This is a genomic window from Rhodococcus sp. YH3-3, assembly GCF_001653035.1.
In the GTDB taxonomy this organism is placed as follows: Bacteria; Actinomycetota; Actinomycetes; order Mycobacteriales; family Mycobacteriaceae; genus Rhodococcus_F; species Rhodococcus_F qingshengii.
Map to the genome: position 1 here is coordinate 174,768 of NZ_BCWH01000002.1, position 19,216 is coordinate 193,983.

General features: G+C 61.8%; 23 protein-coding genes. 12 read left to right on the top strand and 11 right to left on the bottom strand.

The window, feature by feature from the left end; all coding sequences use genetic code 11:
• Positions 1–95: 95 nt before the first annotated feature.
• Positions 96–1,055, top strand: a complete 960-nt coding sequence (gene pip / locus YH3_RS13455; RefSeq protein ID WP_058038393.1) for a prolyl aminopeptidase — start codon at positions 96–98, stop codon at positions 1,053–1,055.
• Here the strand turns inward: pip and YH3_RS13460 are convergent.
• Positions 1,043–1,645, bottom strand: a complete 603-nt coding sequence (locus tag YH3_RS13460; protein WP_238592613.1) for a TetR/AcrR family transcriptional regulator — start codon at positions 1,643–1,645, stop codon at positions 1,043–1,045. The genes pip and YH3_RS13460 overlap by 13 nt on opposite strands.
• Before the next feature lie 106 nt (positions 1,646–1,751).
• Here YH3_RS13460 and YH3_RS13465 point away from each other — a divergent pair, with 106 nt between their 5' ends.
• Positions 1,752–2,831, top strand: a complete 1,080-nt coding sequence (locus YH3_RS13465) for an alpha/beta fold hydrolase (RefSeq protein ID WP_064443574.1) — start codon at positions 1,752–1,754, stop codon at positions 2,829–2,831.
• Here YH3_RS13465 and YH3_RS13470 read toward each other — a convergent pair.
• A complete protein-coding gene (locus YH3_RS13470; RefSeq protein WP_064443575.1) occupies positions 2,802–3,923 on the bottom strand; it encodes an endonuclease/exonuclease/phosphatase family protein in 1,122 nt (373 codons plus the stop codon). The two genes, YH3_RS13465 and YH3_RS13470, sit on opposite strands and share 30 nt — an antisense overlap.
• A 132-nt stretch (positions 3,924–4,055) precedes the next feature.
• Between YH3_RS13470 and YH3_RS13475 the strand changes: the two genes are divergently transcribed.
• A complete protein-coding gene (locus YH3_RS13475; RefSeq protein ID WP_007730351.1) occupies positions 4,056–5,348 on the top strand; it encodes an MFS transporter in 1,293 nt (430 codons plus the stop codon).
• Here the strand turns inward: YH3_RS13475 and YH3_RS13480 are convergent.
• Complete coding sequence (locus YH3_RS13480; protein ID WP_007730352.1) at positions 5,323–6,336, bottom strand: ABC transporter substrate-binding protein; 1,014 nt, start codon at positions 6,334–6,336, stop codon at positions 5,323–5,325. The genes YH3_RS13475 and YH3_RS13480 overlap by 26 nt on opposite strands.
• A gap of 88 nt (positions 6,337–6,424) precedes the next feature.
• Between YH3_RS13480 and YH3_RS13485 the strand changes: the two genes are divergently transcribed.
• Both YH3_RS13485 and YH3_RS13490 read left to right on the top strand, forming a co-directional pair.
• Positions 6,425–7,252: a transglutaminase family protein gene (locus YH3_RS13485; protein ID WP_064443576.1), complete on the top strand. Its 828-nt coding sequence runs from the start codon at positions 6,425–6,427 to the stop codon at positions 7,250–7,252.
• Positions 7,253–7,264: 12 nt separating this feature from the next.
• Complete coding sequence (locus YH3_RS13490; protein ID WP_064443577.1) at positions 7,265–8,059, top strand: 2-phosphosulfolactate phosphatase; 795 nt, start codon at positions 7,265–7,267, stop codon at positions 8,057–8,059.
• Here the strand turns inward: YH3_RS13490 and YH3_RS13495 are convergent.
• From YH3_RS13495 to YH3_RS13510, 4 genes are all read right to left on the bottom strand, one after another.
• Positions 8,014–8,805: an ABC transporter permease gene (locus YH3_RS13495; protein WP_054780764.1), complete on the bottom strand. Its 792-nt coding sequence runs from the start codon at positions 8,803–8,805 to the stop codon at positions 8,014–8,016. The genes YH3_RS13490 and YH3_RS13495 overlap by 46 nt on opposite strands.
• The gene (locus YH3_RS13500; protein WP_064443578.1) at positions 8,802–9,743 is read right to left on the bottom strand and encodes an ATP-binding cassette domain-containing protein; all 942 of its coding nucleotides are present in this window, start codon (positions 9,741–9,743) and stop codon (positions 8,802–8,804) included. Before YH3_RS13500 ends, YH3_RS13495 begins: the two co-directional genes overlap by 4 nt.
• A 14-nt stretch (positions 9,744–9,757) precedes the next feature.
• Entirely contained in the window at positions 9,758–10,633 is an 876-nt protein-coding gene (locus tag YH3_RS13505; RefSeq protein WP_064443579.1) for a DUF4097 family beta strand repeat-containing protein, read from the bottom strand.
• Between the two features lie 65 nt (positions 10,634–10,698).
• Entirely contained in the window at positions 10,699–11,214 is a 516-nt protein-coding gene (locus tag YH3_RS13510; RefSeq protein ID WP_064444190.1) for a toxin-antitoxin system HicB family antitoxin, read from the bottom strand.
• A gap of 131 nt (positions 11,215–11,345) precedes the next feature.
• Here YH3_RS13510 and YH3_RS13515 point away from each other — a divergent pair, with 131 nt between their 5' ends.
• Positions 11,346–11,942, top strand: coding sequence for a CHAP domain-containing protein (locus YH3_RS13515; RefSeq protein WP_003943124.1), 597 nt, complete (start codon positions 11,346–11,348; stop codon positions 11,940–11,942).
• On the opposite strand, the gene YH3_RS13520 is transcribed toward YH3_RS13515, so the two are convergent.
• On the bottom strand, positions 11,933–12,703 hold the full coding sequence (locus YH3_RS13520; RefSeq protein ID WP_064443580.1) for an acyl-[acyl-carrier-protein] thioesterase: 771 nt from the start codon (positions 12,701–12,703) through the stop codon (positions 11,933–11,935). The two genes, YH3_RS13515 and YH3_RS13520, sit on opposite strands and share 10 nt — an antisense overlap.
• A 124-nt stretch (positions 12,704–12,827) precedes the next feature.
• Between YH3_RS13520 and YH3_RS13525 the strand changes: the two genes are divergently transcribed.
• Together YH3_RS13525 and YH3_RS13530 are read left to right on the top strand one after the other, a co-directional pair.
• Positions 12,828–13,172 carry a helix-turn-helix transcriptional regulator gene (locus YH3_RS13525; protein ID WP_007730375.1) on the top strand — a complete coding sequence of 115 codons (345 nt, stop codon included), beginning with the start codon at positions 12,828–12,830 and terminating at the stop codon, positions 13,170–13,172.
• Positions 13,172–13,843 (top strand): cation transporter, encoded by a 672-nt coding sequence (locus YH3_RS13530; protein ID WP_230587528.1) that lies wholly within the window; start codon positions 13,172–13,174, stop codon positions 13,841–13,843. Before YH3_RS13525 ends, YH3_RS13530 begins: the two co-directional genes overlap by 1 nt.
• 54 nt (positions 13,844–13,897) lie before the next feature.
• Here the strand turns inward: YH3_RS13530 and YH3_RS13535 are convergent, their stop codons facing one another.
• Positions 13,898–14,050, bottom strand: coding sequence for a hypothetical protein (locus YH3_RS13535; RefSeq protein ID WP_007730382.1), 153 nt, complete (start codon positions 14,048–14,050; stop codon positions 13,898–13,900).
• A 275-nt stretch (positions 14,051–14,325) separates the two neighbouring features.
• Between YH3_RS13535 and YH3_RS13540 the strand changes: the two genes are divergently transcribed.
• Complete coding sequence (locus YH3_RS13540) at positions 14,326–14,742, top strand: hypothetical protein (protein WP_003943077.1); 417 nt, start codon at positions 14,326–14,328, stop codon at positions 14,740–14,742.
• Between the two features lie 95 nt (positions 14,743–14,837).
• On the opposite strand, the gene YH3_RS13545 is transcribed toward YH3_RS13540, so the two are convergent.
• Positions 14,838–15,050, bottom strand: a complete 213-nt coding sequence (locus YH3_RS13545) for a hypothetical protein (protein WP_003943015.1) — start codon at positions 15,048–15,050, stop codon at positions 14,838–14,840.
• A 258-nt stretch (positions 15,051–15,308) separates the two neighbouring features.
• Here YH3_RS13545 and YH3_RS13550 point away from each other — a divergent pair, with 258 nt between their 5' ends.
• From YH3_RS13550 to YH3_RS13560, 3 genes are read left to right on the top strand one after another with little or no spacing between them, the layout of a single operon-like run.
• Complete coding sequence (locus tag YH3_RS13550; protein WP_007730384.1) at positions 15,309–15,968, top strand: GAP family protein; 660 nt, start codon at positions 15,309–15,311, stop codon at positions 15,966–15,968.
• Positions 15,969–15,983: 15 nt separating this feature from the next.
• On the top strand, positions 15,984–16,697 hold the full coding sequence (locus YH3_RS13555) for a GAP family protein (RefSeq protein ID WP_042451601.1): 714 nt from the start codon (positions 15,984–15,986) through the stop codon (positions 16,695–16,697).
• Positions 16,694–18,394: a SulP family inorganic anion transporter gene (locus tag YH3_RS13560; RefSeq protein ID WP_050655018.1), complete on the top strand. Its 1,701-nt coding sequence runs from the start codon at positions 16,694–16,696 to the stop codon at positions 18,392–18,394. Before YH3_RS13555 ends, YH3_RS13560 begins: the two co-directional genes overlap by 4 nt.
• Here the strand turns inward: YH3_RS13560 and YH3_RS13565 are convergent.
• Positions 18,386–19,207, bottom strand: a complete 822-nt coding sequence (locus tag YH3_RS13565; RefSeq protein ID WP_003942972.1) for a hypothetical protein — start codon at positions 19,205–19,207, stop codon at positions 18,386–18,388. The two genes, YH3_RS13560 and YH3_RS13565, sit on opposite strands and share 9 nt — an antisense overlap.
• Positions 19,208–19,216 lie beyond the last annotated feature (9 nt).

Genomic DNA, 19,216 nt, shown 5'->3' on the forward strand with positions numbered 1-19,216 from the left:
TACTCCCGTCGCAGTGGTGTCCTGTCCACGCTAGGCCATTGCTCGGCCGCGTGCTGCCTACTCGAGTAGGCAGCTTGATGGAAGAATCACCGCCTATGACTGCTGTCCTGTACCCGCCCGTCGAGCCGTACGAGTCGGGGCTGTTGGAAGTGGCGGACGGTCAGAGTCTCTACTGGGAGACAGTCGGCAATCCGGCGGGCATTCCGGTTCTCTACCTACACGGCGGTCCTGGTTCGGGATGCACTGTCGGCGCCAGGCGTTTCTTCGATCCCGAAGTCTTTCGCGCAGTTCTGTTCGATCAGCGAGGCTGTGGGCGCAGTCTTCCGCTAGCGAGCAGTCCGGACGTCGATCTGACCGTGAACACCACGGCGCACATTGTGGAAGACATCGAGCGTCTTCGTGAGCATCTCGGTATCGAGCGATGGATCGTGACGGGACTTTCCTGGGGCGTGAGTTTGGGTCTGGTGTACGCGCAGGCGTTTCCCGCGCGGGTGCAAGCGATGGCCCTGGGCGCGATCACCGGCGGGACGAGGGTCGAAATCGAGTGGATCACCCGTGCCATGGGCCGGGTATTTCCGCGTGAATGGGAAGAGTTCGTGGCGCCGTTGCCGGTGGACGAGCGTGACGGAAACCTCCCCGCGGCGTACGCGCGACTGCTTGCCGATCCGGATCCTGTTGTGCGCGAGAATGCCGCGTTGCAGTGGTGCCGTTGGGAAGACGTGCACGTGTCGCTGATGCCGGGGTGGACTCCGAGTGTTCGATACCAGAATCCGGACTTCCGCCGGGTGATGACCAGGCTGGTTACGCATTACTGGGGTAACGACTGCTTCCTGGCGCCGAATCAGATATTGGACGGAATGGACCGTCTCGCTGAGATTCCCGCGATTCTCGTGCACGGACGGTATGACATTTCCGGGCCACTCGACACTGCCTGGGCGATCCACCGGCGTTGGCCGGGTAGTGAGTTGGTGGTACTCGACGACGCCGGGCATGGCGGCAGCGGATTCAACGAGGCAATCGTGGAAGCGCTGAATTCACTGGCTCATTCGGCCTGATCGAGTGCCCCGGCACGGGCCGCAGCCAGCGCGCCGGCAGCAGCACGATCGGCAACCGACTGGTCGACGGGTAGATCGGCGACCAGCAGGCGATAGTAGATGGGTGCGGCGACGGCCGCCAGAAGATCAGCGGCCGAGACCTTCTCGGAGATCTCCCCGCGCTCGACTGCTCGGTGGACGACGATGTCTGCCAGTTCGTAACGTGCGGAATAGAACTCGCGCTTGAGTCTCGCGACCTCGGGCGTGCGGACCGCATCGGAGAACAGTGCAGCCACCAACGCGCCGCCCGACTCGCTGGTCACCAGTGCGACTATCGATCTGGCCATCTCGCGCAGGTCGGATTCGATGGAACCGGTATCCGGGATGGGGACGGTGGTTGCCGATACCTCGACCGCCGCGTCGGCCACCAACTGGGACAGCGTGCTCCACCGCCGGTAGATCGTGGTCTTGTGGACTCCGGAGCGGGTGGCTATGTCCTCGATGGTCATCGCGGCGAATCCGCGTTCGGACAATTCGGCCGCCGTGGCTGCCAGGACGGCCTCGCGCACCCTGGCACTACGCCCTCCGGGCCGTTGTGGTGTCGAAGTCATAAGCCAACCTTATCGCAACAAGGTGTTGTGTTAGCTGGAGGCACGTGGTTCACTGAGCTAATGCAACTGATCGTTGCATTAGAGATGAATTGAGGGGTGTTTTCCCATGTCATACGAATTTCCTGTCAATCACCGAGGTCTCTTCGAAGAGCGCGCAGGACAGTTTCTGAGCTTCGGGCTCCCCGTCTCGGATCTCGAGGAACTGCGCGCGTCCATCCACTCGACCTGGGCCGACGCGCCGGGTGGTTGGTCGTACGAGTGGTCGGCGTTGGCAGCAAAGTACTCCGCCGACGGCAATCATTCACTCGCGGCGATGATCTACGGAATCGCCAAGTTCCCCGTCCTGACCAACGATTCGCGGCGCCGGGCCCTGCAGAATCAGGTGGACGAATACGTCAAGGCAGCACCGGGATTCGGGCTCGAGTTCGAGCGTCGAATCCTGTCCCTGCCCTACCGAAACGGCGAGATCGAGCTACCGGTACACATCCTCTCGGCGGACGGACGGTACGAAGACGCACCCGTCCTGTTGCTCAGCGGCGGCGTCGACGGCTGGAAGATGGACATGCATCCGTTGGTCAGTGCGTTCGCGAAGAACGCCGGAGTGACTGTTGTTGCCTTCGACCAGCCGGGAACTGGTGAATCACCGGTTCCTCTCGACGCTTTCGGTGACGAGGTGATCGACGGACTGGTGGCGACGGCTCGCGCCCTCGGCAATGGCCAGGTGGCACACCTGGGAGTTTCCTTCGGTGGCAACTTCGCCGTGCGGTCGGGGTTGACCGGCGCCGTCGATGCGGTGATCAACATCGGCGCCCCGGTCAAGGGCGCGTTCGAGACCGCGAACGCGGAGCGCCTGGTCTACGGCATGGGTGACATCGTCGGAAACGCACTGGGTTTCGATGCGCCGGCAACCAAAGATGCACTGGTACAAGGTCTCCGTGCTTTCGATCGCAGTGCCTTGATGACCGCAGACGACGGCCGGACCCCGATGCTTGTGGTCAACGGGGCCGACGACGTTCACATTCCGCTCTCGGACACCACTCTCTTCGAGGAGCGCCCGAACACGCAGGTACACGTCATCCCGGATGCGGGGCACTGCGCAGTGACCAAGCTGCCCGAGTTGACGCCGATGATGATCGACTGGCTACGAGATGCCCTGTCAGGAACCGCTCCACGAACCGGTCGATGATCCGCCGCCGAAGCTGGCAAAACGATACGTCGCAAGAACGGCTTTGTGATCGGTCGGCCACGGCGTCGGCGAAGCGATGAAGTTGTCCTGGGAGTTCTCTTCCACTCTTTGGTTGTGCACGATCGTCTTTCGCGGGCCGATGATCCCGACGGATCCCAGCTTCAGGTCCGAAGCGCGATCGGCGAAGATGTAGTCGATCCGATCGCGTTCGTCTGCCTCGGGTGCCCAGGTGAGCTGTGAGGTGTCGACGTCGGGATTGTCGGACGGCCAGGTGAAGCCCGGGTGTGTGGCCGGGTTCGGGTACTTACTGCGGTAAGCGTCGACGAATCCGGTTTGGTCGAGCAGGCGGGTGGATTCCCAAGGAACGACTACACCGTTGTGGTCGAACAGATTTCGCGTGCCGTCGGTCCAATCCAGGGCCGACGGTTCGTTGAAATCGCCACCGAGGATGACGGATCTGCCCTTGGCCCGTTCTTTTGCCGCATCGTCGACGAACGTCGAAATTGCCTTGGGTCGTCCCGAATTGATGTTCACGCGCTGAACCGTCTCGGGGTCCGTGACCGGACCGGACGGCATCTTGTTCCAGCCGAACTCGGAGAACTCTCCGGGCTTGGGAACACCCGCGCCGTATCCGCGCGGTAGATACGTCGCGTAGGACGTGTAGGCCAGATGTGCCGAGTAGGCGGCGATTTGTTTGCCGTCGACCGTCACGACTGCCTTGATCATCGAGTTCAGGTCGGCTGTTTCCTCGATCGGAAACTTGGAGAGAATCCCCACGTCGGAGGACGCTGCTCCGTAGAAGGTGGTTCCTGATTTGGTCAGCATGTCCGCCAATGCAGTTGTCGCAGTGCCGGCTTCCGACAGGAGAACTATCGACGCCTGTGTCGAGATGATCATGTCGGCGATCAGCTGCAGGCCACCGTTGATCTTGGTTCCGCCGTGCCAGGTGTTGAGGGAGAGCACTTTGATCTCCTGCGCGGGGCTCGCCCCCGCGACGGAGGTATTGGCACCCAATGTAAATGCGCTCGCGGTGACTGTGCCCGCGGCTACCGCCATCGCCTTGACCATCTGGCGGCGCGTCAATCCATTCATCAAATCCCGGCTCTCGTTGTCGTGTGCTCGAACCCCCGGAAGATAATTACCATCGCTACCTAAACGGACAGTTAACCAATTGTAAAATGGCAGATTTCCACAGAACGCCGTGCGGGCAATAGTCTTCTGATCGTGGTACTCAGTGAGCGTTTCCCCGGTAACAAGACCTTCGCGAAGGTTCGTGTCCTGCCGCCGGTGGTGAAGCTGCTCCTCCTCTCGATGGTGCTGTTCAACATCGGGTTCTATCTGGTTGTCCCCTTTCTGGCGGTGCACCTTTCGGAGGACCTCGGATTTGCGGCCTGGATTGTCGGCCTGGTCCTCGGATTGCGGATGTTCAGTCAGCAGGGCATGTTCTTCATCGGTGGAAGCCTCGCCGACAGGTTCGGCAAGCGTCCGATCATCCTGCTGGGCATAGCCGTTCGTGTAGTCGGTTTTCTGATGCTCGGTCTGGCAGAAAGCATGAGCGCCGTGATCGTCGGCGTGCTCCTGGTCGGCTTTGCTGCCGCGCTCTTCGCGCCCGCAGTGGAGTCGGCCAACGCGGAGTACGGACGCGAACTCGAGTCCGCCGGAGTTATGCGTCGTACCGATTTGTTTGCAGTGGAACAGATGTGCAGCCGCCTGGGAACAGTGATCGGTCCGGCGCTGGGAGCTGCTCTCCTGATGTTTCCGTTCTCGTGGACGGCGTCGAGCGCCGCGTTGCTCTTCGCGATCATGTGGGTCGGGTTCTTCATCTGGTTCCCCCGACCGGGCGATGCCCACGACGGCCCGGTGTCGACCTATACGCTGCGCGACGTCTGGCGAAGTGTCCTGACCAACAACAACTTTCTGCTCTTCGCGACGCTCTGCAGTTTTCAGCTGGTTGCGTACAGCCAGCTGTACCTGATGCTTCCGGAACAGCTCGAGCGCGGAATCGGTTCGCAGTCGGCGCTGGGATGGTTCTACGTGGGCGCGGCGGTGTTGGTGATCGTCGGGCAGGGACCGACGGTCGCGGTTGCCCACCGCATCGGGCATCGGCGCGCGATCACCTTCGGGCTTGTGCTCATTTCGGTGTCGTTCCTGGTTCCGCTGGTCACCGGCGTCGACTCCGCAGCTTCGGCGTCGACGCAGATAGTCGGTCTGGCGGTGTGGATCGGGCTGCTGCACCTGGGACAGATGTTGATGGTGCCGCCGATGCGAGACACCATCGCGATCCTCGGTCGTGAAAGCAACCTCGGAGCGCACTTCGGCATGCTCAACACGATCGGCGGTCTGCTCGCGCTCCTGGGAACCGTGGGAGTCGGATTCGTGTACGACCTCGTCGACAACGGCCACGCAGCGCCGGCGTCACCATGGGTGATCGTTGCGCTCTGCGTGGCCGTGTCGGCTGTGGTGTTGTGGGTGTGGTCAGGCCGAACGAAAGTTATCGACCAGCGATCGTCTGATTGATCTTTGCGACGAAATCTTCCAGCACAAACGGAATGGTGAGTGGGTTCGGCATGGACACCGCGTCACTGACGATGGGGTCCAAGCTGATCAGGCCTCCGGTCTCGACCACGTTCAGATTGGTGAACGCCGGCTGCGACTCCATCTCGGCGCGAGCCTTCTCGTAGTTGTCGAAGAGCAGGTAGTCGCACTCGAGGAGGTCGTAGTTCTCGGCGGAGATCTCGTAGTTCAGCTTGCCCGCGAACCGATCCTTCAGTGCGGCAGGCGCCGTGAATCCCAATTGCGTGAGCAGCTGAGCCCGCGCTGCCTCGGGGCTGAACGCTCGCAGATTTCCGTCGCTCCAGCGAATGACGAGAGCTGCTGTCTTGCCTTCGAACTGGGGGTTCTCCGCGCGGGTGCGAACGATGAGGTCTTCGACTTCCTGGACCTCCTTCTTTGCCTGCGCGGGAACGCCCACAGCCGTACCGATGCGGGTCGTGACTTCCTGCCAGGGCAGAACCCAATCCGTCTGATCGGCGGCGTGCAGCACCGTCGGCGCGATGGCGCTGAGCTGCTTGTACAGATCCTCGTCGATCGCGTTGTTGACGGCGATGATCAGGTCAGGCGCTGCAGCCACGATCGTTTCGATGTCGAAATCGGTGGTGGCGTTGGCCAATGGCGTCGGCTCGGCGCCCTGGACTGCGGAGTCGGCCCAGACGCCGATTCCGTCGTCGGTCGATCCCTTCCACACCGGGACCAGGACGGGCGTCAGCCCGAGGGAAAGCAAAACGTCCGCGTCGCCGATACCGACCGCTGCGATGCGGCTGGGTGCCTGCTCGATGGTGGTGGAGCCGAACTTGTGGTCGATCGTCACAGGGAAGGCGTTGGCCTCGGCGTGAGCACCTTCGGTGCCGGGAGTGGATTCGTCCTTCGCGCTGTCGCCACAGGCAGCAAGGGCGAAACCGGCTGCTGTTGCGAAGGTGACGGACAGCATGGCACGGCGGCTCAACATAGGGTTCACGGCAACCTCGGGTTTCATGGTTATGGGACCCTAACCATAGTGGAGTTGCTGTGTCGGCAGTGTTTGTTAACCTCCGCCCATGACGGCGGTTCTCGACTACACATCAGCAGGACCGTTCACCCGCATCGACGGGGTGGACATGCTCGCCCTCGAGTCGCTCCCCACCGACCCCATGCAAATATGCCGGGTAGTGCCGTACCTGGTGGTCCAACCCACCGATGCACGGTCGCTGAATCTGCCCACCGACCGATTCGACGAAAACCAGATCCGGCCGGCAAGCGTTCTGCTTCAACGCCTGCTTGCGCTCGATCCGGCACCGGTGACCTCCGCCCGAGAACCCGACAAGCGGCTCGTCGGAACCTGTCGGCACTTTGCTGTTTTGAGTTGTGCGTTTCTGCGCTCTCGCGGAATTGCCGCTCGCGTCCGCTGTGGTTTTGCCACCTACTTTCAACCGGGACAGGGCGTGGACCACTGGATCACCGAGTACTGGGACGACGCCGGCAAGCGGTGGATCCGCATCGATTCGGAGATCCTCGGACAAAACGTCCTTCCTCACGCCCATAACCTGCAGCCGGGAGAATTCCTCAGTGGTGGTGAGGCGTGGCTGGCGTATCGACGCGGCGTGATCGACGGGTCCCAGTTCGGGGTGTACGGCACCGAGAACTGGGGGCCTGCCGAGATCCGCGGCAACGCAGTGAAGGATCTTGCCGCGATGAACAAGGTCGAAACTCTGCCGTGGGACGAGTGGGGTCGTATGACGGCCGCCTACGACGGAAAGACAGGCGCCGACTACGACCTACTGTTGGACGATGTCGCCGCGGTGTGCGCCGCCGACGATCCCGTTGCCGTGCGAGCACTGTACGAGCACGATGACTTGCGCGTGCCGGACAAGCTGATTCGTTTCTGAGATGCTGGTGCGATGAATCCGGAGCATCGCCAACTCGATTACGGACTTCGATTCGACTGGGGGTTGCGCGGCGCCGAAGCGATTGCTGCCGGCGTCGATGTGGCAGTGGTGGTAGACGTTCTCTCGTTCACGACGACGCTGAGCGTTGCCGCCGACGCGGGAATCGACGTACTTCCCTTTTCCTGGAACGACGAGCGCGCGGTCGATTACGCGCGTGATGCCGATGCGGTCCTGGCGGTGAGGCGGAGCGTAGCCGCGGAGGGTCAGATCAGTCTGTCTCCCAAGACGATTCGCGAAGCCGAGGTGTCGAGTCGGCTGGTGCTGCCGTCGCCGAACGGGTCGACTATCGCGTTTGCGTTGGCGTCTCAGGTTGCGGTGTGTGTCGGCGCTTCGTTGAGGAACGCTTCCGCCGTCGCGGATTGGATTGTGCACGAACATGGTTCGAGATCGAGGGTTGCGATAGTCGCGTCCGGTGAAAAGTGGCCCGGTGGAGAGTTGCGTCCGGCGGTGGAGGATCTGTGGGGCGCCGGTGCGGTTGTCACGGCGTTGACCGCGAGTGGTTGGGAAGGGTCCCCATCGCCCGAGGCGCAGATGGCGGCGACTGCCTGGACGGCGGTGTCGGATTCGTACGAGGAACGGTTACGGGACTGCGCCTCAGGGCGCGAGTTGATCGTCATGGGGTTTCCACACGACGTCGCCATCGCCTCGGAACTCGACGACAGCGACACCGTACCTGTTCTCGAAGATCGTGTGTTTCGAGGTCAGCGCACCGGGCGTCGGTTGAACAAACTCCGCGCCCAGAGGTAGGAGAGGAAGGTGATTGCGACGCACCATCCGATCGCGAGTATCGCGTTGTTCCCGATAGCTTCGCCGAGAAGAAGTCCTCGAAGAGTCTCGATGATCGGAGTGAACGGCTGATACTCGGCAAACCATCGCAACACGGTCGGCATCGAGTCGGTGGGGACAAAGCCGCTTCCCAGGAACGGCAAGAGGATCAACACCATTGGAAGGTTGCTGGCCGTCTCGACACTCTTGCTGACGAGGCCGAAGGCGACCGACAACCAGATCATGGCGATGGAGACCAGGACGAGGAGTGCAAACGTCGCGGCCCACTCCACGAAGCCTGCAGTGGGCCGGAAGCCGACGGCTATCGCTACGGCGATGACGACAACGAGGCTCACGATCGTCTGAAGGAGGCTGCCGAGAACGTGACCGGTCAGGACGGACGTGCGCGTGATCGCCATCGTTCGGAATCGTGCAATGATCCCGGCGGTCATATCGGTTGCGACGGAGATGGCAGTACCTTGTGCCGCTGATGCCACGGTCATCAGAATGATCGCCGGTGCAACGTAATTGACGTACTCGGCTCGACCGCCACCGCCGGGGCCGAGGCCGTTCCCGAGCGTTCCGCCGAGCACGTAGACGAACAGCAGTAGGAAAACGACTGGCATTCCGACGAGCATCACCGTCATCGACGGATATCGAAGGATGTGTCGAATACTGCGACGCAGCATGGTTTTCGAGTCCTGATAGGCAAGCGTCATGGTGGTCATCGCGCGTCGGTCCTTTCGGTGGCGGTCAGAGTCAGGAACACGTCGTCCAGGTCGGGTGTGTGCACGGAGAGTTCCTTGACGTCGATCGAGTGAGCGTCGAGTTGGTCGAGAAGAGAGCGCAGCGAGCGGACACCCCCGTCGCTGGGGACCTGGAGGACATAGGCGGCATCGTCACGTGAAGATTCGTCGAAAACAGCTGCAGCAGAATCGAGCTGATCTCGGTCGAAGAAGTGAAGACGAATGTGGCCGCCGGGGATGTGCCGTTTGAGTTCCGCTGCCGTACCTTGGGCGACGATCCGTCCCTGATCGAGGACGGCGATGTGGTCGGCCAGTTGATCAGCTTCCTCGAGGTACTGGGTCGTGAGGAAGATGGTGACACCGCCCTCGACCAACTCCCGGATGATCTGCCACATGGTGCGTCGGCTCCGGGGGTCGAGGCCGGTGGTGGGCTCGTCCAGGAAGATGATCTCCGGTCGTCCGATCAACGTCATTGCCAGGTCGAGCCGTCGACGCATGCCGCCCGAGTAGGTCGACGCCAGCTTGTCCGCGGAGTCGATCAGATCGAACTTCTTCAGGAGTTCTTCAGTGCGCGTTCGACGTTCGTCCTTGCCGAGATGGTGCAGGTCGGCCATGAGGAGAAGGTTTTCCTCACCGGACAGATAGTCGTCGACTGCTGAGAACTGCCCGGTGACGCCGATGCGCGAACGCACCGCGTCGGGATCGTCGGAAGGGTTGTACCCGGCGATGCGGATGTCGCCGCCGTCTGCGGGAACGAGGGTCGAGAGGATTTCCACGATGGTGGTCTTGCCGGCGCCGTTGGGGCCGAGGAGTGCAAAGACGGTTCCGCGGTCGACGGAGATGTCGATTCCGTCCAGTACCGTCTTGTCGTCGTAGGCCTTCTTCAGGCCCGTCGCGGTGATGGCTGGTTTACGGGACATCAGCGTTCCTTTCGCTAGATCTTCTTGTTGGATTCTTCTCGAGGCTCCGAACGTCGAATGACGATGTCGCCGTAACTGGTGTGTGCCCGGACGTCTACCCGGCGTTCAGTGGAAGCCGGACCGTGCGTGGCATTCATCTGGTTGTCGACGCGGCCGAAGGACGTATGAGCGTCGAATCGCGCGGCGGTTCCGGATCGAACACCGATATGGATTCGTCCGGCGGCCGTCTTGGCGGATACGACTCCACTCTCGATGGCCTCGAAGCGGATGTCGCCGTTGGCGGTTGCGGCGCTCGCATCGGATTCGGCATGCTCGACGGCGACGCTTCCGTTGGCGGTCTTCGCCTTCAGTGCGCCGGTGATCGTGCCGATGTTGATGTCGCCGTTGGAGTTCTTGACCTCCGCGTTGCCGTCGACGCGGCCGATGCGGATGCTTCCGGACCCGGTGCTCGTGTCGATGTCACCGGCCACGTGCTCGACGATGATCGCGCCGGCCCCGGTGCTGATGTTGAGCGGCCCGGTGGTTTCCAGTGTGCAATCGCCCGCGGAAACCTTCACCCGTGATCGTCCGAGAGTGCCTTCGCTACGGAGGTTGGCAACTGCGGCAGTGCCTTCGAGTTCCGAGCCGGAGGGAAGCTGAACGGAGATGTCCACAGATCCTGTCTTCCCGAAGATGCCGAGGCCGCGCTGTCTCGGAGTCTTGATCTGCAGCCGGCCACCCGCGAATTCGACGCGTGTTTGTTCGGCGACTCGAACGTCGACCTCGCGAGACGAGTTGCTGGGCAACACTTCCACGACAGTGTCGTTGCGGCTGCTCGCCGTGATCCGGATGTGTCCGACTGCCACGTCGAAGTTCAAGGTGATGGGGTCAGGTGTGCTGAATGTAGGCATGGTGATACTCCCGATGAGGTTGTCTCGGTTGATGAAAGAGGGTGGTGCGAAAGATGAAGCCGGTGTCAGTGCACCCAGCCGCTGAAGCTTTCGGAACCTTGGGACGTGCGCTGTCTCGGAGTGCTTCTGTTCGCGCTGCCTTCCAGAGCCGTTGCAGCCGAGCGAACCAGCCACGCGTTGACGGAGATCCCGGCTTCCCGGGCCGCCGCCTCGATCCGGTCTTTGAGGTCTTGCCCCAGCCGCAGGTTGATTCGAGTCATCGAGGCGTCGTCGGACTCCGTGACGGGGCGCGGTGCCGGAGTCGGGTCCTCTTCGACGGGGGCTGGAACCGGTTCACTGATGGCTGGTGCCACCACGAATTCGGGTTCGCGTCCCCGCAGGCGCAGGTCCACCGAACCCGGGGCGAGGTCACGCGTGATCTCGGCGGCTGCCGCAGACAATGCGTCGAGAAGGGTGAGTCGCACTGCTGATTCCAGCGGTGCGGTCAAACGATCGGCGAGTGCCTTTGCGTCTTCTCCGCCTGCTTCGGCCGCCACCGCGAGTTCGTGGCGAAGGTTGTCTACGTACGGTGTCAAGTCCATGGCATCACTATGGCACCACTTTGGTGCCACCGCAATAGTTTGGTGGCACATTCGTGTGAATTTGGTGAGAATTGCCAGGTCATCGGGGTGGTTGGCGATTCGGTCCGCGGCAGGCTGGCACACTCGTAGGGGTGAGTCCTGCCGAATCGAACCGCCGACGCCGCATCGTGCTCTGGATTGCCGGGGTGCTCGGCGTCGTGATCGTGGTTGGGGTGGTGGTCGTCGCGGTCGCACCATCGCGGTACCTGCCCTGGGACACGGCTGAGTTCCCGGCGGTGGACGCGAGTGCGCTCACGTCGGATCAAGGTCGGGTGCTCGAGCTACTGCAATCCGAGCATGAGCAGGACCGTCCGGGCACCTTCTATTCCGACGGCATCGACGAAGAGTGGTGCGCCGACTTCGTCAGCTGGATCATGAGGGAAGCGGGTCGACCGTTGTCCAACCCGAACTCCGGAAGTTGGCGCATCCCGGGGGTGTACACCTTGCAGGAGTATTACCAAGGGATCGGCGCGTACGCCGAGAACGGCAGCGGGTACACCCCGAATGTGGGTGATGTGGTGATCTACGACAGTTCGAGATGGGTCGGTCAGCACACCAACATCGTTGTGGCAGTGGACGGCAACTCTGCGATCACGGTTGGCGGCAACGAGTTCGGCAAGGTGCGGGTTCATGATCTGGACTGGCAATCCGACTCTGCCGTCGTGGGATTCGGAAAACTTCACCCCTGATCGTTGCTCTTCGGAGACAAGGCGAACCACCGCGCCGACGCACGTGCCTCGTCGCCTGCGTCGATGTGCAGCGTGTTCGTGCCGGTTCGCACGCTCACCTGCTCACCTCTCTTGATGGGCTGGGTGTACTCGAGGATCGCGCGAAAGGGCCCGCTTCGTAATCTGTCGGGCAGCGCATCTTCCACGGGCTGCCAGTAGATTGCGTTGTTCACGTGATCGAAGGGGTCGAAATCGCTCGAGCGCAACGGGAACGGCGTATCCGCTGACGGCGTCGTGTCCGGGGTCGGGTCGATCCACCGACGCCAGTGAAGATGCTGGTCCACGGCCGTCGATGCCAGGGCAGCGGTGAACTTTTCACTGATGGATGCCGGCATTCCCGTCTTCGGGTCGATGTTGATCCAGAACGCCTCGGTTTCGATCAACCCGCCGCCATCGGATCTGATGCGAACTCGCATCGAACACCACTTGTTCGACAGGCCTGAACACCAGCGCTGCAGGTGAACTCGATCCGGCCAGACGACCGGTTGGAGTACATCGATCACCGTTCTTCGTACCATCCACAGCGGGTGTGTATCCATGGCGCCGCGGTCGACGAGATTGTCGAAGCCCGCGTCTTGGAGGTAGCGCGCGATCGCGTCGAGGCGCAGTTGTTTGTCGGTGTGGATGTCACCCGTACGCACCGGCCACGAGGCCTGGAAGATGCTTCCGGTTGTCGGTAGTTCGGCCATCGCTACGTGGTCGTCGACTTTTGTACGGTTCATCGGATGTGGGCTCCCGGTGTTCGCTTGGTTGGGTGGCTTCACGCTTGCGTTACCCGATGGTGGGATCTTGAACCATCGGAGTTCATCGTTTTCTGAATCCAGTTTTCGATGTACTGTCGCACGTATGGATATCGAGGGCGTAGATGTGGTGACCAACGTGGCGGTGCTTGCGAGGTTCGGGCATGCACTGTCCGACGAGACTCGGACACGGATACTGCTCGAACTGAAGACCGCACCGCGGTATCCGTCCGACCTCGCTGAAACGCTGGCTGTGACCAGGCAGAAGCTGTCCAACCATCTGGCGTGCCTGCGCGGTTGCGGCTTGGTGGTGGCCGTCCCGGAAGGGCGCCGGACCAGATACGAACTCGCCGATGTACATATCGGTCGGGCCCTCGACGACCTGCTCGGGGTCGTACTCGCGGTGGATCCGTCGTACTGCCCGGACAGCGAATCAGAGGGGTGCTGCTGATGGTTGCGCCCGTTGACGGTGTCGGGCTCTCGACTGACCGGCGTGCGCTCTTGTCGAGAAGAATTCGCATCTTCGTGGCGATCACGATCAGCTACAACGTCGTCGAAGCGATCATCGCGCTGGCGGAGGGCACACGGGTGTCGTCCGCAGCACTGTTCGGTTTCGGCCTCGATTCGGTGATCGAAGTGTCCTCGGCGGCAGCTGTTGCCTGGCAGTTCTCGGCGCCGGATCCGACGAGCCGTGAGAAGACGGCACTGCGAGTGATCGCATTCTCGTTCTTCGGGCTCGCTGCGTACGTCTCGTTCGACGCGATTCGGTCGCTGTTCGGTCTGGGGGAAGCTCAGCATACGAGCGTCGGAATACTCTTGGCTGCGGTGAGTTTGGCGATCATGCCGGCCCTGTCCTATGCGCAACGCCGAGCCGGTCGGGAGTTGGGTTCGCTGTCGGCGGTCGCGGATTCGAAGCAGACGCTGCTCTGCACTTACCTCTCTGCTGTCTTGTTGGTCGGTTTGCTGCTCAACTCGCTGCTCGGCTGGTCGTGGGCGGATCCGATTGCGGCACTGGTCATCGCCGTCATCGCGGTGAAAGAAGGCATCAACGCGTGGAAGGGTGATCCGTGCTGCCCGGTTGTGGCTGTGCCCGAGAGCGGTGACGAGTGCGACTGCTGCTGAGTGAACACAGGTTTTGTCGAGTGAGCACTCGCTGCGGTGCGTCAGAGCGGGTGTTCACTCGATGAAAGGCGTGCCGACTTCTGCGCGGCCCTTGATGTGCGCGGCGCGTTGCTCGAGAAGGCGCCGCAGATACGGGCCGACAGCCAACCTCAGCGCCAGGTGTCCGAGCGCCCCGAAGGGGGCCGTAACCGTGAAGCGGTCATGCATCCGCGTCCACCCACCCGGCTGAACGTCGAAGACGTGCCGGAGAGCGATGACGAGTGCGACTACTGCTGAGTGGGCACAGGTTCAGCTGAGTGAACACCCCCACAAGTACGCCACAGCCTGTGTTCAGTCGAGGAAAAGGGTGTCAGGCCTGGTTTGCGATCCCGGCAAACGGGTACGGGTCGGTGACCTGCGGTTCATCCGCGACGGGTGATGTTTTCGCCTTCCAGCCCCTCGAGACTGAGTAAGGGAAGTGCATTCTGTCGAAAGGAACGCTGATGACTGCTCCACCGCGGGAACCCGCGAATCACCCTGTCCGGCAGGGTTTCGCGGTAGGTACGACGTTTGCAGCAGCAATTCTGCTGCTCACCGCAGGCATTGTCGCTCTGCTTCAGGGCATCGCGGCCGTTGCCGACAACAATCTGTTTGTCGTGGGTATCAACTACACGTACAAGTTCGACATCACGACGTGGGGTTGGATCCACATCATCTTGGGCATCATCGGGATCGTGGTGGCCCTCGGCCTCTTCACCGGTGCAGTGTGGGCCAGGGCGGCGGCAATCGTCATTGCGTCGCTCTCGATCATCGCCAACTTCTTGTGGATGCCGTATTACCCACTGTGGTCGATCCTGGTCATCGCGCTCGATGTCGTTGTGATCTGGGCGGTCGCGACCTGGGACAGGGACAGAGTCTAGGCACCGAACAACCCGAGAGCAGTTGGTCCCGACCGAGTCGACTCGGTCGGGACCATCGCTCGTGCGTGGGACATTTCGACAGGGTGTGGCTCGGATCAGTCTGGGAGTCGACGCATTTCGGCGACGGTCAGGCCGAGGGAATCGAGACGGGCCATGATGCTCCGCATAGCCGTGTGGTCCGCGACGGGTCCGTACAAACTGGTGAACCCGCCGGCGGCACTGGCGACACTGAGTTCAGGAAATGCGGCCTTGACGCGGTCCGACACTTCGCCGTCGATGAGGAATTGATACCGAGTGGGAGCATTCATCAGTATCCGCTCCATTTCGTAGGGCCATGAGGTTCGAGAAGGCAGCGCTCCGAGCCTCGAAATCGCATGTCGTCAAGTGCAATCGGCGTCGCTGCCCGATCCAGGACTCCGCATCCGTGGGATCCAGTCTTACTCCCGTACGCGCTCGGGGCGTCATCCCCTACGGGTGAATGTCGTCGCGGGTCCGTTCATCCCTTTTGTGTGAGGCTCCGTAGAGTCGCCACCCCTAGTGTCGACCGGGAGAGAGAAGAGGTCGGCATGGGATCTGTCATCGGGGATCTGTTACCCCTCGCGGTCGGCGTTGCGGTATCGCCGATCCCGATCATCGCGGCAATCTTGATGTTGTTGTCCAAGCGTGCCGGCAGCACGAGCGTCGGGTTCGCGCTGGGCTGGATACTGGGAATCGTCGTCGCCACCGTGATCTTCGTGCTTCTGTCCAGCAAGCTCGGTGACTCCGAAGGTGATCCGTCAGCGACAGTGTCGTGGATCAAGCTGGCGTTGGGTGTATTGCTTCTTGCGTTCGGAGTCAAGCAATGGCGCGGACGCGGAGGCGAGCACGAAACCCCGAAGTGGATGCACGCCATCGATGACATGACCGCTGTCAAAGGCCTCGGCTTGGGCTTCGCTCTGGCTGCGATCAATCCGAAGAATCTGATGATGTGTATCGCGGCCGGAATCTCGATCGGATCCGCGTCATTGGGCTCCGGAGAAGTTGTTGTCGCCATTCTGGTTTTCACGATCATCGCGGCCTGCACAGTGTGCGTGCCCGTGATCGGCTACCTCGTTGCCGCGGAGCGACTGCGTGGTCCGCTGGCCAAGCTGAAGGTGTGGTTGCAGGAAAACAACGCCACGGTGATGAGTGTGTTGATCCTGGTTATCGGTGTTGTTCTCATCGGCAAGGGCATCGGCGGTCTCTGACAACTGGAGGTAGTTATGGGATCGCTGCTACTGCAACAGATCCCGCTGGCGCTCGGGATCATCATGAGCCCGCTGGCGGTTGTCGCCGTTGTGGCCGTACTGTTTTCCGAACGAGCGCGTATCAACAGCATTGCGTACCTGATCGGGTGGTATCTCGGAATAGTTGTCGCGCTGGCCGGTTCGTACGTCATCTTGACCGCACTCCAGGTTCATCAGCGCACACACCCTCCGCTGTGGGTGCCCATCATCCATCTCGTTCTCGGGGCAACTCTGCTGGCGGGTGCCTGGTTCGTCTACTCACGCAGTCGTCGCGGGGTTCAGGCGATGGCGGCTGCAGTTGCCCCTGGCGACGTTGTGGCTGCGGCCCCTCAGCTGCCGAAGATGCTGCAATCGGTTGAGCACTTCCAACCAATGCGATCCGGTGTGCTCGGTTTCGCGCTGTTCGTTCTCAACCCCATCGACATGTCGTGTGCCATCGCAGCAGCGATGAACCTTCGTCTCAGCACCGTGGCACCGACGTCGCAGATCGTCTCGGCCGTGATCTTCTCGTTGGTGTCCGTGACCTCGGTCGCGGTACCTGTTGCCCTCCTGCTGATCAAGAAGGACGAGGCAACCGAACCGCTGCTGAAGATCCGCACCTGGATAGCCACCAACACGCACTTGCTGAACGTCGGGCTCCTCGTCCTGATCGCGGCGATGCAGATCAGTAAAGGGGTGCAAGGACTATGAGTGCTCCGCACACGCGGACCTGGTGGGTCTTCGGATCGTTGTCCGACTATCAACGCGCTTGGCTTCGCCCCGACATCATTGCGGGCCTTACGGTGTGGGCTGTCCTTGTTCCGGAAGCGCTCGCGTACGCCACCATCGCCGGAGTTCCGCCGGTGGTCGGGCTTTATGCTGCGGTTCCGTCATTGATTCTGTATGCAGCAGCCGGCAGTTCGCGCCATCTGATCGTCGGGCCGATGTCGGCGACCGCAGCGTTGTCCGCGGCGATGATTGCGCCATTGGCTTCAGGAAACGACGGCCGATTCATCGCGCTGTCGGCGGCATTGGCGATCGTGACCGGGCTCGTCGGACTGCTCGCAGGATTCATGCGCCTCGGATTCATCGCGTCCTTCATCTCCGAGCCGGTTCTCAAGGGATTCATCGTCGGTCTGGCGCTCACGATCATCATCGGTCAAGTACCCAAACTCCTGGGCGTGGACAAGGGGGAGGGAAACTTCTTCGTCCAGACGTGGACAGTGGTGAAGGAACTGGGTGAGGTCGACCTACCGACCGTGATCATCGGATTGCTCAGCCTGGCAATGGTCCTGGGCGTCAAGCGATGGCTTCCGCTCGTACCGGGTTCGCTCCTCGTCGTGCTGCTGGGCATTACCGCAGTAGCGTTGTTCGGCCTCGACGATCGTGGCATCGACATTGTCGGACACATCGACTCGGGCCTGCCGTCGATGGGTCTGCCGAGTGGTGTGGGAGCCGAGGACTACCTCGACCTGGTCGGACCTGCGGTCGGCGTTCTGCTCATCGGTTTCGCCGAAGGTCTTGGCGCTGCAAAGACATACGCGGCCAAAGCCGGCTACACCATCGACGCCAATCGTGAACTGGCAGGACTGGGTGCGGCCAATCTCGGATCGGGTCTCTGCTCGGGAATGGTGGTCAACGGCAGCCTGTCGAAGACCGCCGTCAACGGAGGAGCGGGCGCCAAATCTCAGGTCAGCGGACTGGTGGTCGCGGCGCTGACGCTGGTGACACTGCTGTTTCTCACCGGCCTGTTCGAGAAGTTGCCAGAGGCGACGCTCTCGGCTGTGGTCATCGCAGCAGTGATCGAACTGGTCGATTTCTCCTCCCTCGCAGCGCTGTACCGGGTGTGGACGAAGAGGTTGGGCAGTATCTACGGGCACGCTGCCCGGGCCGATTTCGCGGCGGCGATCGCGGCGATGTTCGGGGTTCTCCTCTTCGACACGTTGCCCGGTCTGATCATCGGAATCGCCGTCTCGATGTTGCTGCTCCTGTATCGGGTCTCCAAACCGCACGTGGCCGCTCTGGCCAAGGACGGCACGCGCTGGGTCGACATCAGTGGGCATCCTGATCTGAAGACACTCGACGGCGTCGTAGTGGTCAGGGTCGAAGCGGGGATGTTCTTCGCCAATGCCGATCACGTGCGTGATCAGATCACCGGTCTGGTGACCGCCGGCACCACCATGGTCGTTCTCGACGCCGAGACGTCACCGTTCATCGACGTCAGCGCTGCGCAGATGTTGGCTCAGCTTCGAGATTCGTTGGCACGCAGAAATGTGAGCTTCCGAGTGGCACGCGACATCGGGCAGTTCCGCGACGTTCTGTCCGGTGCCGACCAGGGCGCGCTGAAGGTCGACGTCTATCCGACCGTCTCGAAAGCGCTTGCAGGTCGAGACAACACCTCAGCGTGATGTCCGTAGCCAGATTCCCAGGGGACCGGAATCTTTGGCCACTGATCCGACGATCGACGACGCGACAACCACGATGGCCGAGAAGATGAACAGCCAGCCGATGACGGTGAACATCACGCCCAGAAGACCGAACTCGTCCTGCGACGTCTTTGTCATTCGGGGGAGGAAAAGAGTGCCGGCCACGTGCAGTCCGGTCAGGCCCGTCGCGGTGAGCAATCCTGACCCGACGCACATTCGAGTGGTCATGCGATTGGCCGTCAGCAGCATGGGCACGGCTGTCCACACGAGTGCCCACACGACGTAGACCGCTGTGAACTCCAGGACTCTGCCTACTCCCGGAACACCATTCAGTTCACGGCACAGGGCCGCACCGACCACCGACGCGGCCACGACGCACACTACCGCGAACCACCGCCACGCCTGACGGAGTGTCGCCGTCGGCACGCTCCAGATCCGTCCGTACATCCGGCCGAGAGCGCGAGCGTAGGACGTGGAACTGATCAGCAGCATGAGCAAGCCGACAATCCCGAACGCTGCCGCGGTAGAGGTACTGGTCAATACGGTGTCGGGGAGTTGGACGCCGAGGTCGTCTTTGGCGGCATCAGCCAACGGCTTCAGCTTCTCCAAGGTCGACGCTGCAATCATGACCGGGAGCAATGACGTAAAGGCCTGGGCCGCCAAAGTCATGGCGCTGTCCACGAGCCCGACTTCGAAGACCCCGATGGTTGCATCAGTCGCCAACCGTCGACTGGGTGTACGTCTCGCCCACACGGTCAATCGATCGCGCGTATCGGAATACAGCTTCGGGGGCATGGAAGCAGT

Excerpts from the sequence above, each read along its gene's own strand:
- pip (WP_058038393.1), top strand. The coding sequence starts at position 96 with ATGACTGCTGTCCTGTACCCGCCCGTCGAGCCGTACGAGTCGGGGCTG.
- YH3_RS13460 (WP_238592613.1), bottom strand. The coding sequence starts at position 1,645 with ATGACTTCGACACCACAACGGCCCGGAGGGCGTAGTGCCAGGGTGCGC.
- YH3_RS13465 (WP_064443574.1), top strand. The coding sequence starts at position 1,752 with ATGTCATACGAATTTCCTGTCAATCACCGAGGTCTCTTCGAAGAGCGC.
- YH3_RS13470 (WP_064443575.1), bottom strand. The coding sequence starts at position 3,923 with ATGAATGGATTGACGCGCCGCCAGATGGTCAAGGCGATGGCGGTAGCC.
- YH3_RS13480 (WP_007730352.1), bottom strand. The coding sequence starts at position 6,336 with ATGTTGAGCCGCCGTGCCATGCTGTCCGTCACCTTCGCAACAGCAGCC.
- YH3_RS13485 (WP_064443576.1), top strand. The coding sequence starts at position 6,425 with ATGACGGCGGTTCTCGACTACACATCAGCAGGACCGTTCACCCGCATC.
- YH3_RS13490 (WP_064443577.1), top strand. The coding sequence starts at position 7,265 with ATGAATCCGGAGCATCGCCAACTCGATTACGGACTTCGATTCGACTGG.
- YH3_RS13495 (WP_054780764.1), bottom strand. The coding sequence starts at position 8,805 with ATGACCACCATGACGCTTGCCTATCAGGACTCGAAAACCATGCTGCGT.
- YH3_RS13500 (WP_064443578.1), bottom strand. The coding sequence starts at position 9,743 with ATGTCCCGTAAACCAGCCATCACCGCGACGGGCCTGAAGAAGGCCTAC.
- YH3_RS13505 (WP_064443579.1), bottom strand. The coding sequence starts at position 10,633 with ATGCCTACATTCAGCACACCTGACCCCATCACCTTGAACTTCGACGTG.
- YH3_RS13510 (WP_064444190.1), bottom strand. The coding sequence starts at position 11,214 with ATGGACTTGACACCGTACGTAGACAACCTTCGCCACGAACTCGCGGTG.
- YH3_RS13520 (WP_064443580.1), bottom strand. The coding sequence starts at position 12,703 with ATGAACCGTACAAAAGTCGACGACCACGTAGCGATGGCCGAACTACCG.
- YH3_RS13525 (WP_007730375.1), top strand. The coding sequence starts at position 12,828 with ATGGATATCGAGGGCGTAGATGTGGTGACCAACGTGGCGGTGCTTGCG.
- YH3_RS13530 (WP_230587528.1), top strand. The coding sequence starts at position 13,172 with ATGGTTGCGCCCGTTGACGGTGTCGGGCTCTCGACTGACCGGCGTGCG.
- YH3_RS13535 (WP_007730382.1), bottom strand. The coding sequence starts at position 14,050 with ATGCATGACCGCTTCACGGTTACGGCCCCCTTCGGGGCGCTCGGACAC.
- YH3_RS13540 (WP_003943077.1), top strand. The coding sequence starts at position 14,326 with ATGACTGCTCCACCGCGGGAACCCGCGAATCACCCTGTCCGGCAGGGT.
- YH3_RS13545 (WP_003943015.1), bottom strand. The coding sequence starts at position 15,050 with ATGAATGCTCCCACTCGGTATCAATTCCTCATCGACGGCGAAGTGTCG.
- YH3_RS13550 (WP_007730384.1), top strand. The coding sequence starts at position 15,309 with ATGGGATCTGTCATCGGGGATCTGTTACCCCTCGCGGTCGGCGTTGCG.
- YH3_RS13555 (WP_042451601.1), top strand. The coding sequence starts at position 15,984 with ATGGGATCGCTGCTACTGCAACAGATCCCGCTGGCGCTCGGGATCATC.
- YH3_RS13560 (WP_050655018.1), top strand. The coding sequence starts at position 16,694 with ATGAGTGCTCCGCACACGCGGACCTGGTGGGTCTTCGGATCGTTGTCC.
- YH3_RS13565 (WP_003942972.1), bottom strand. The coding sequence starts at position 19,207 with ATGCCCCCGAAGCTGTATTCCGATACGCGCGATCGATTGACCGTGTGG.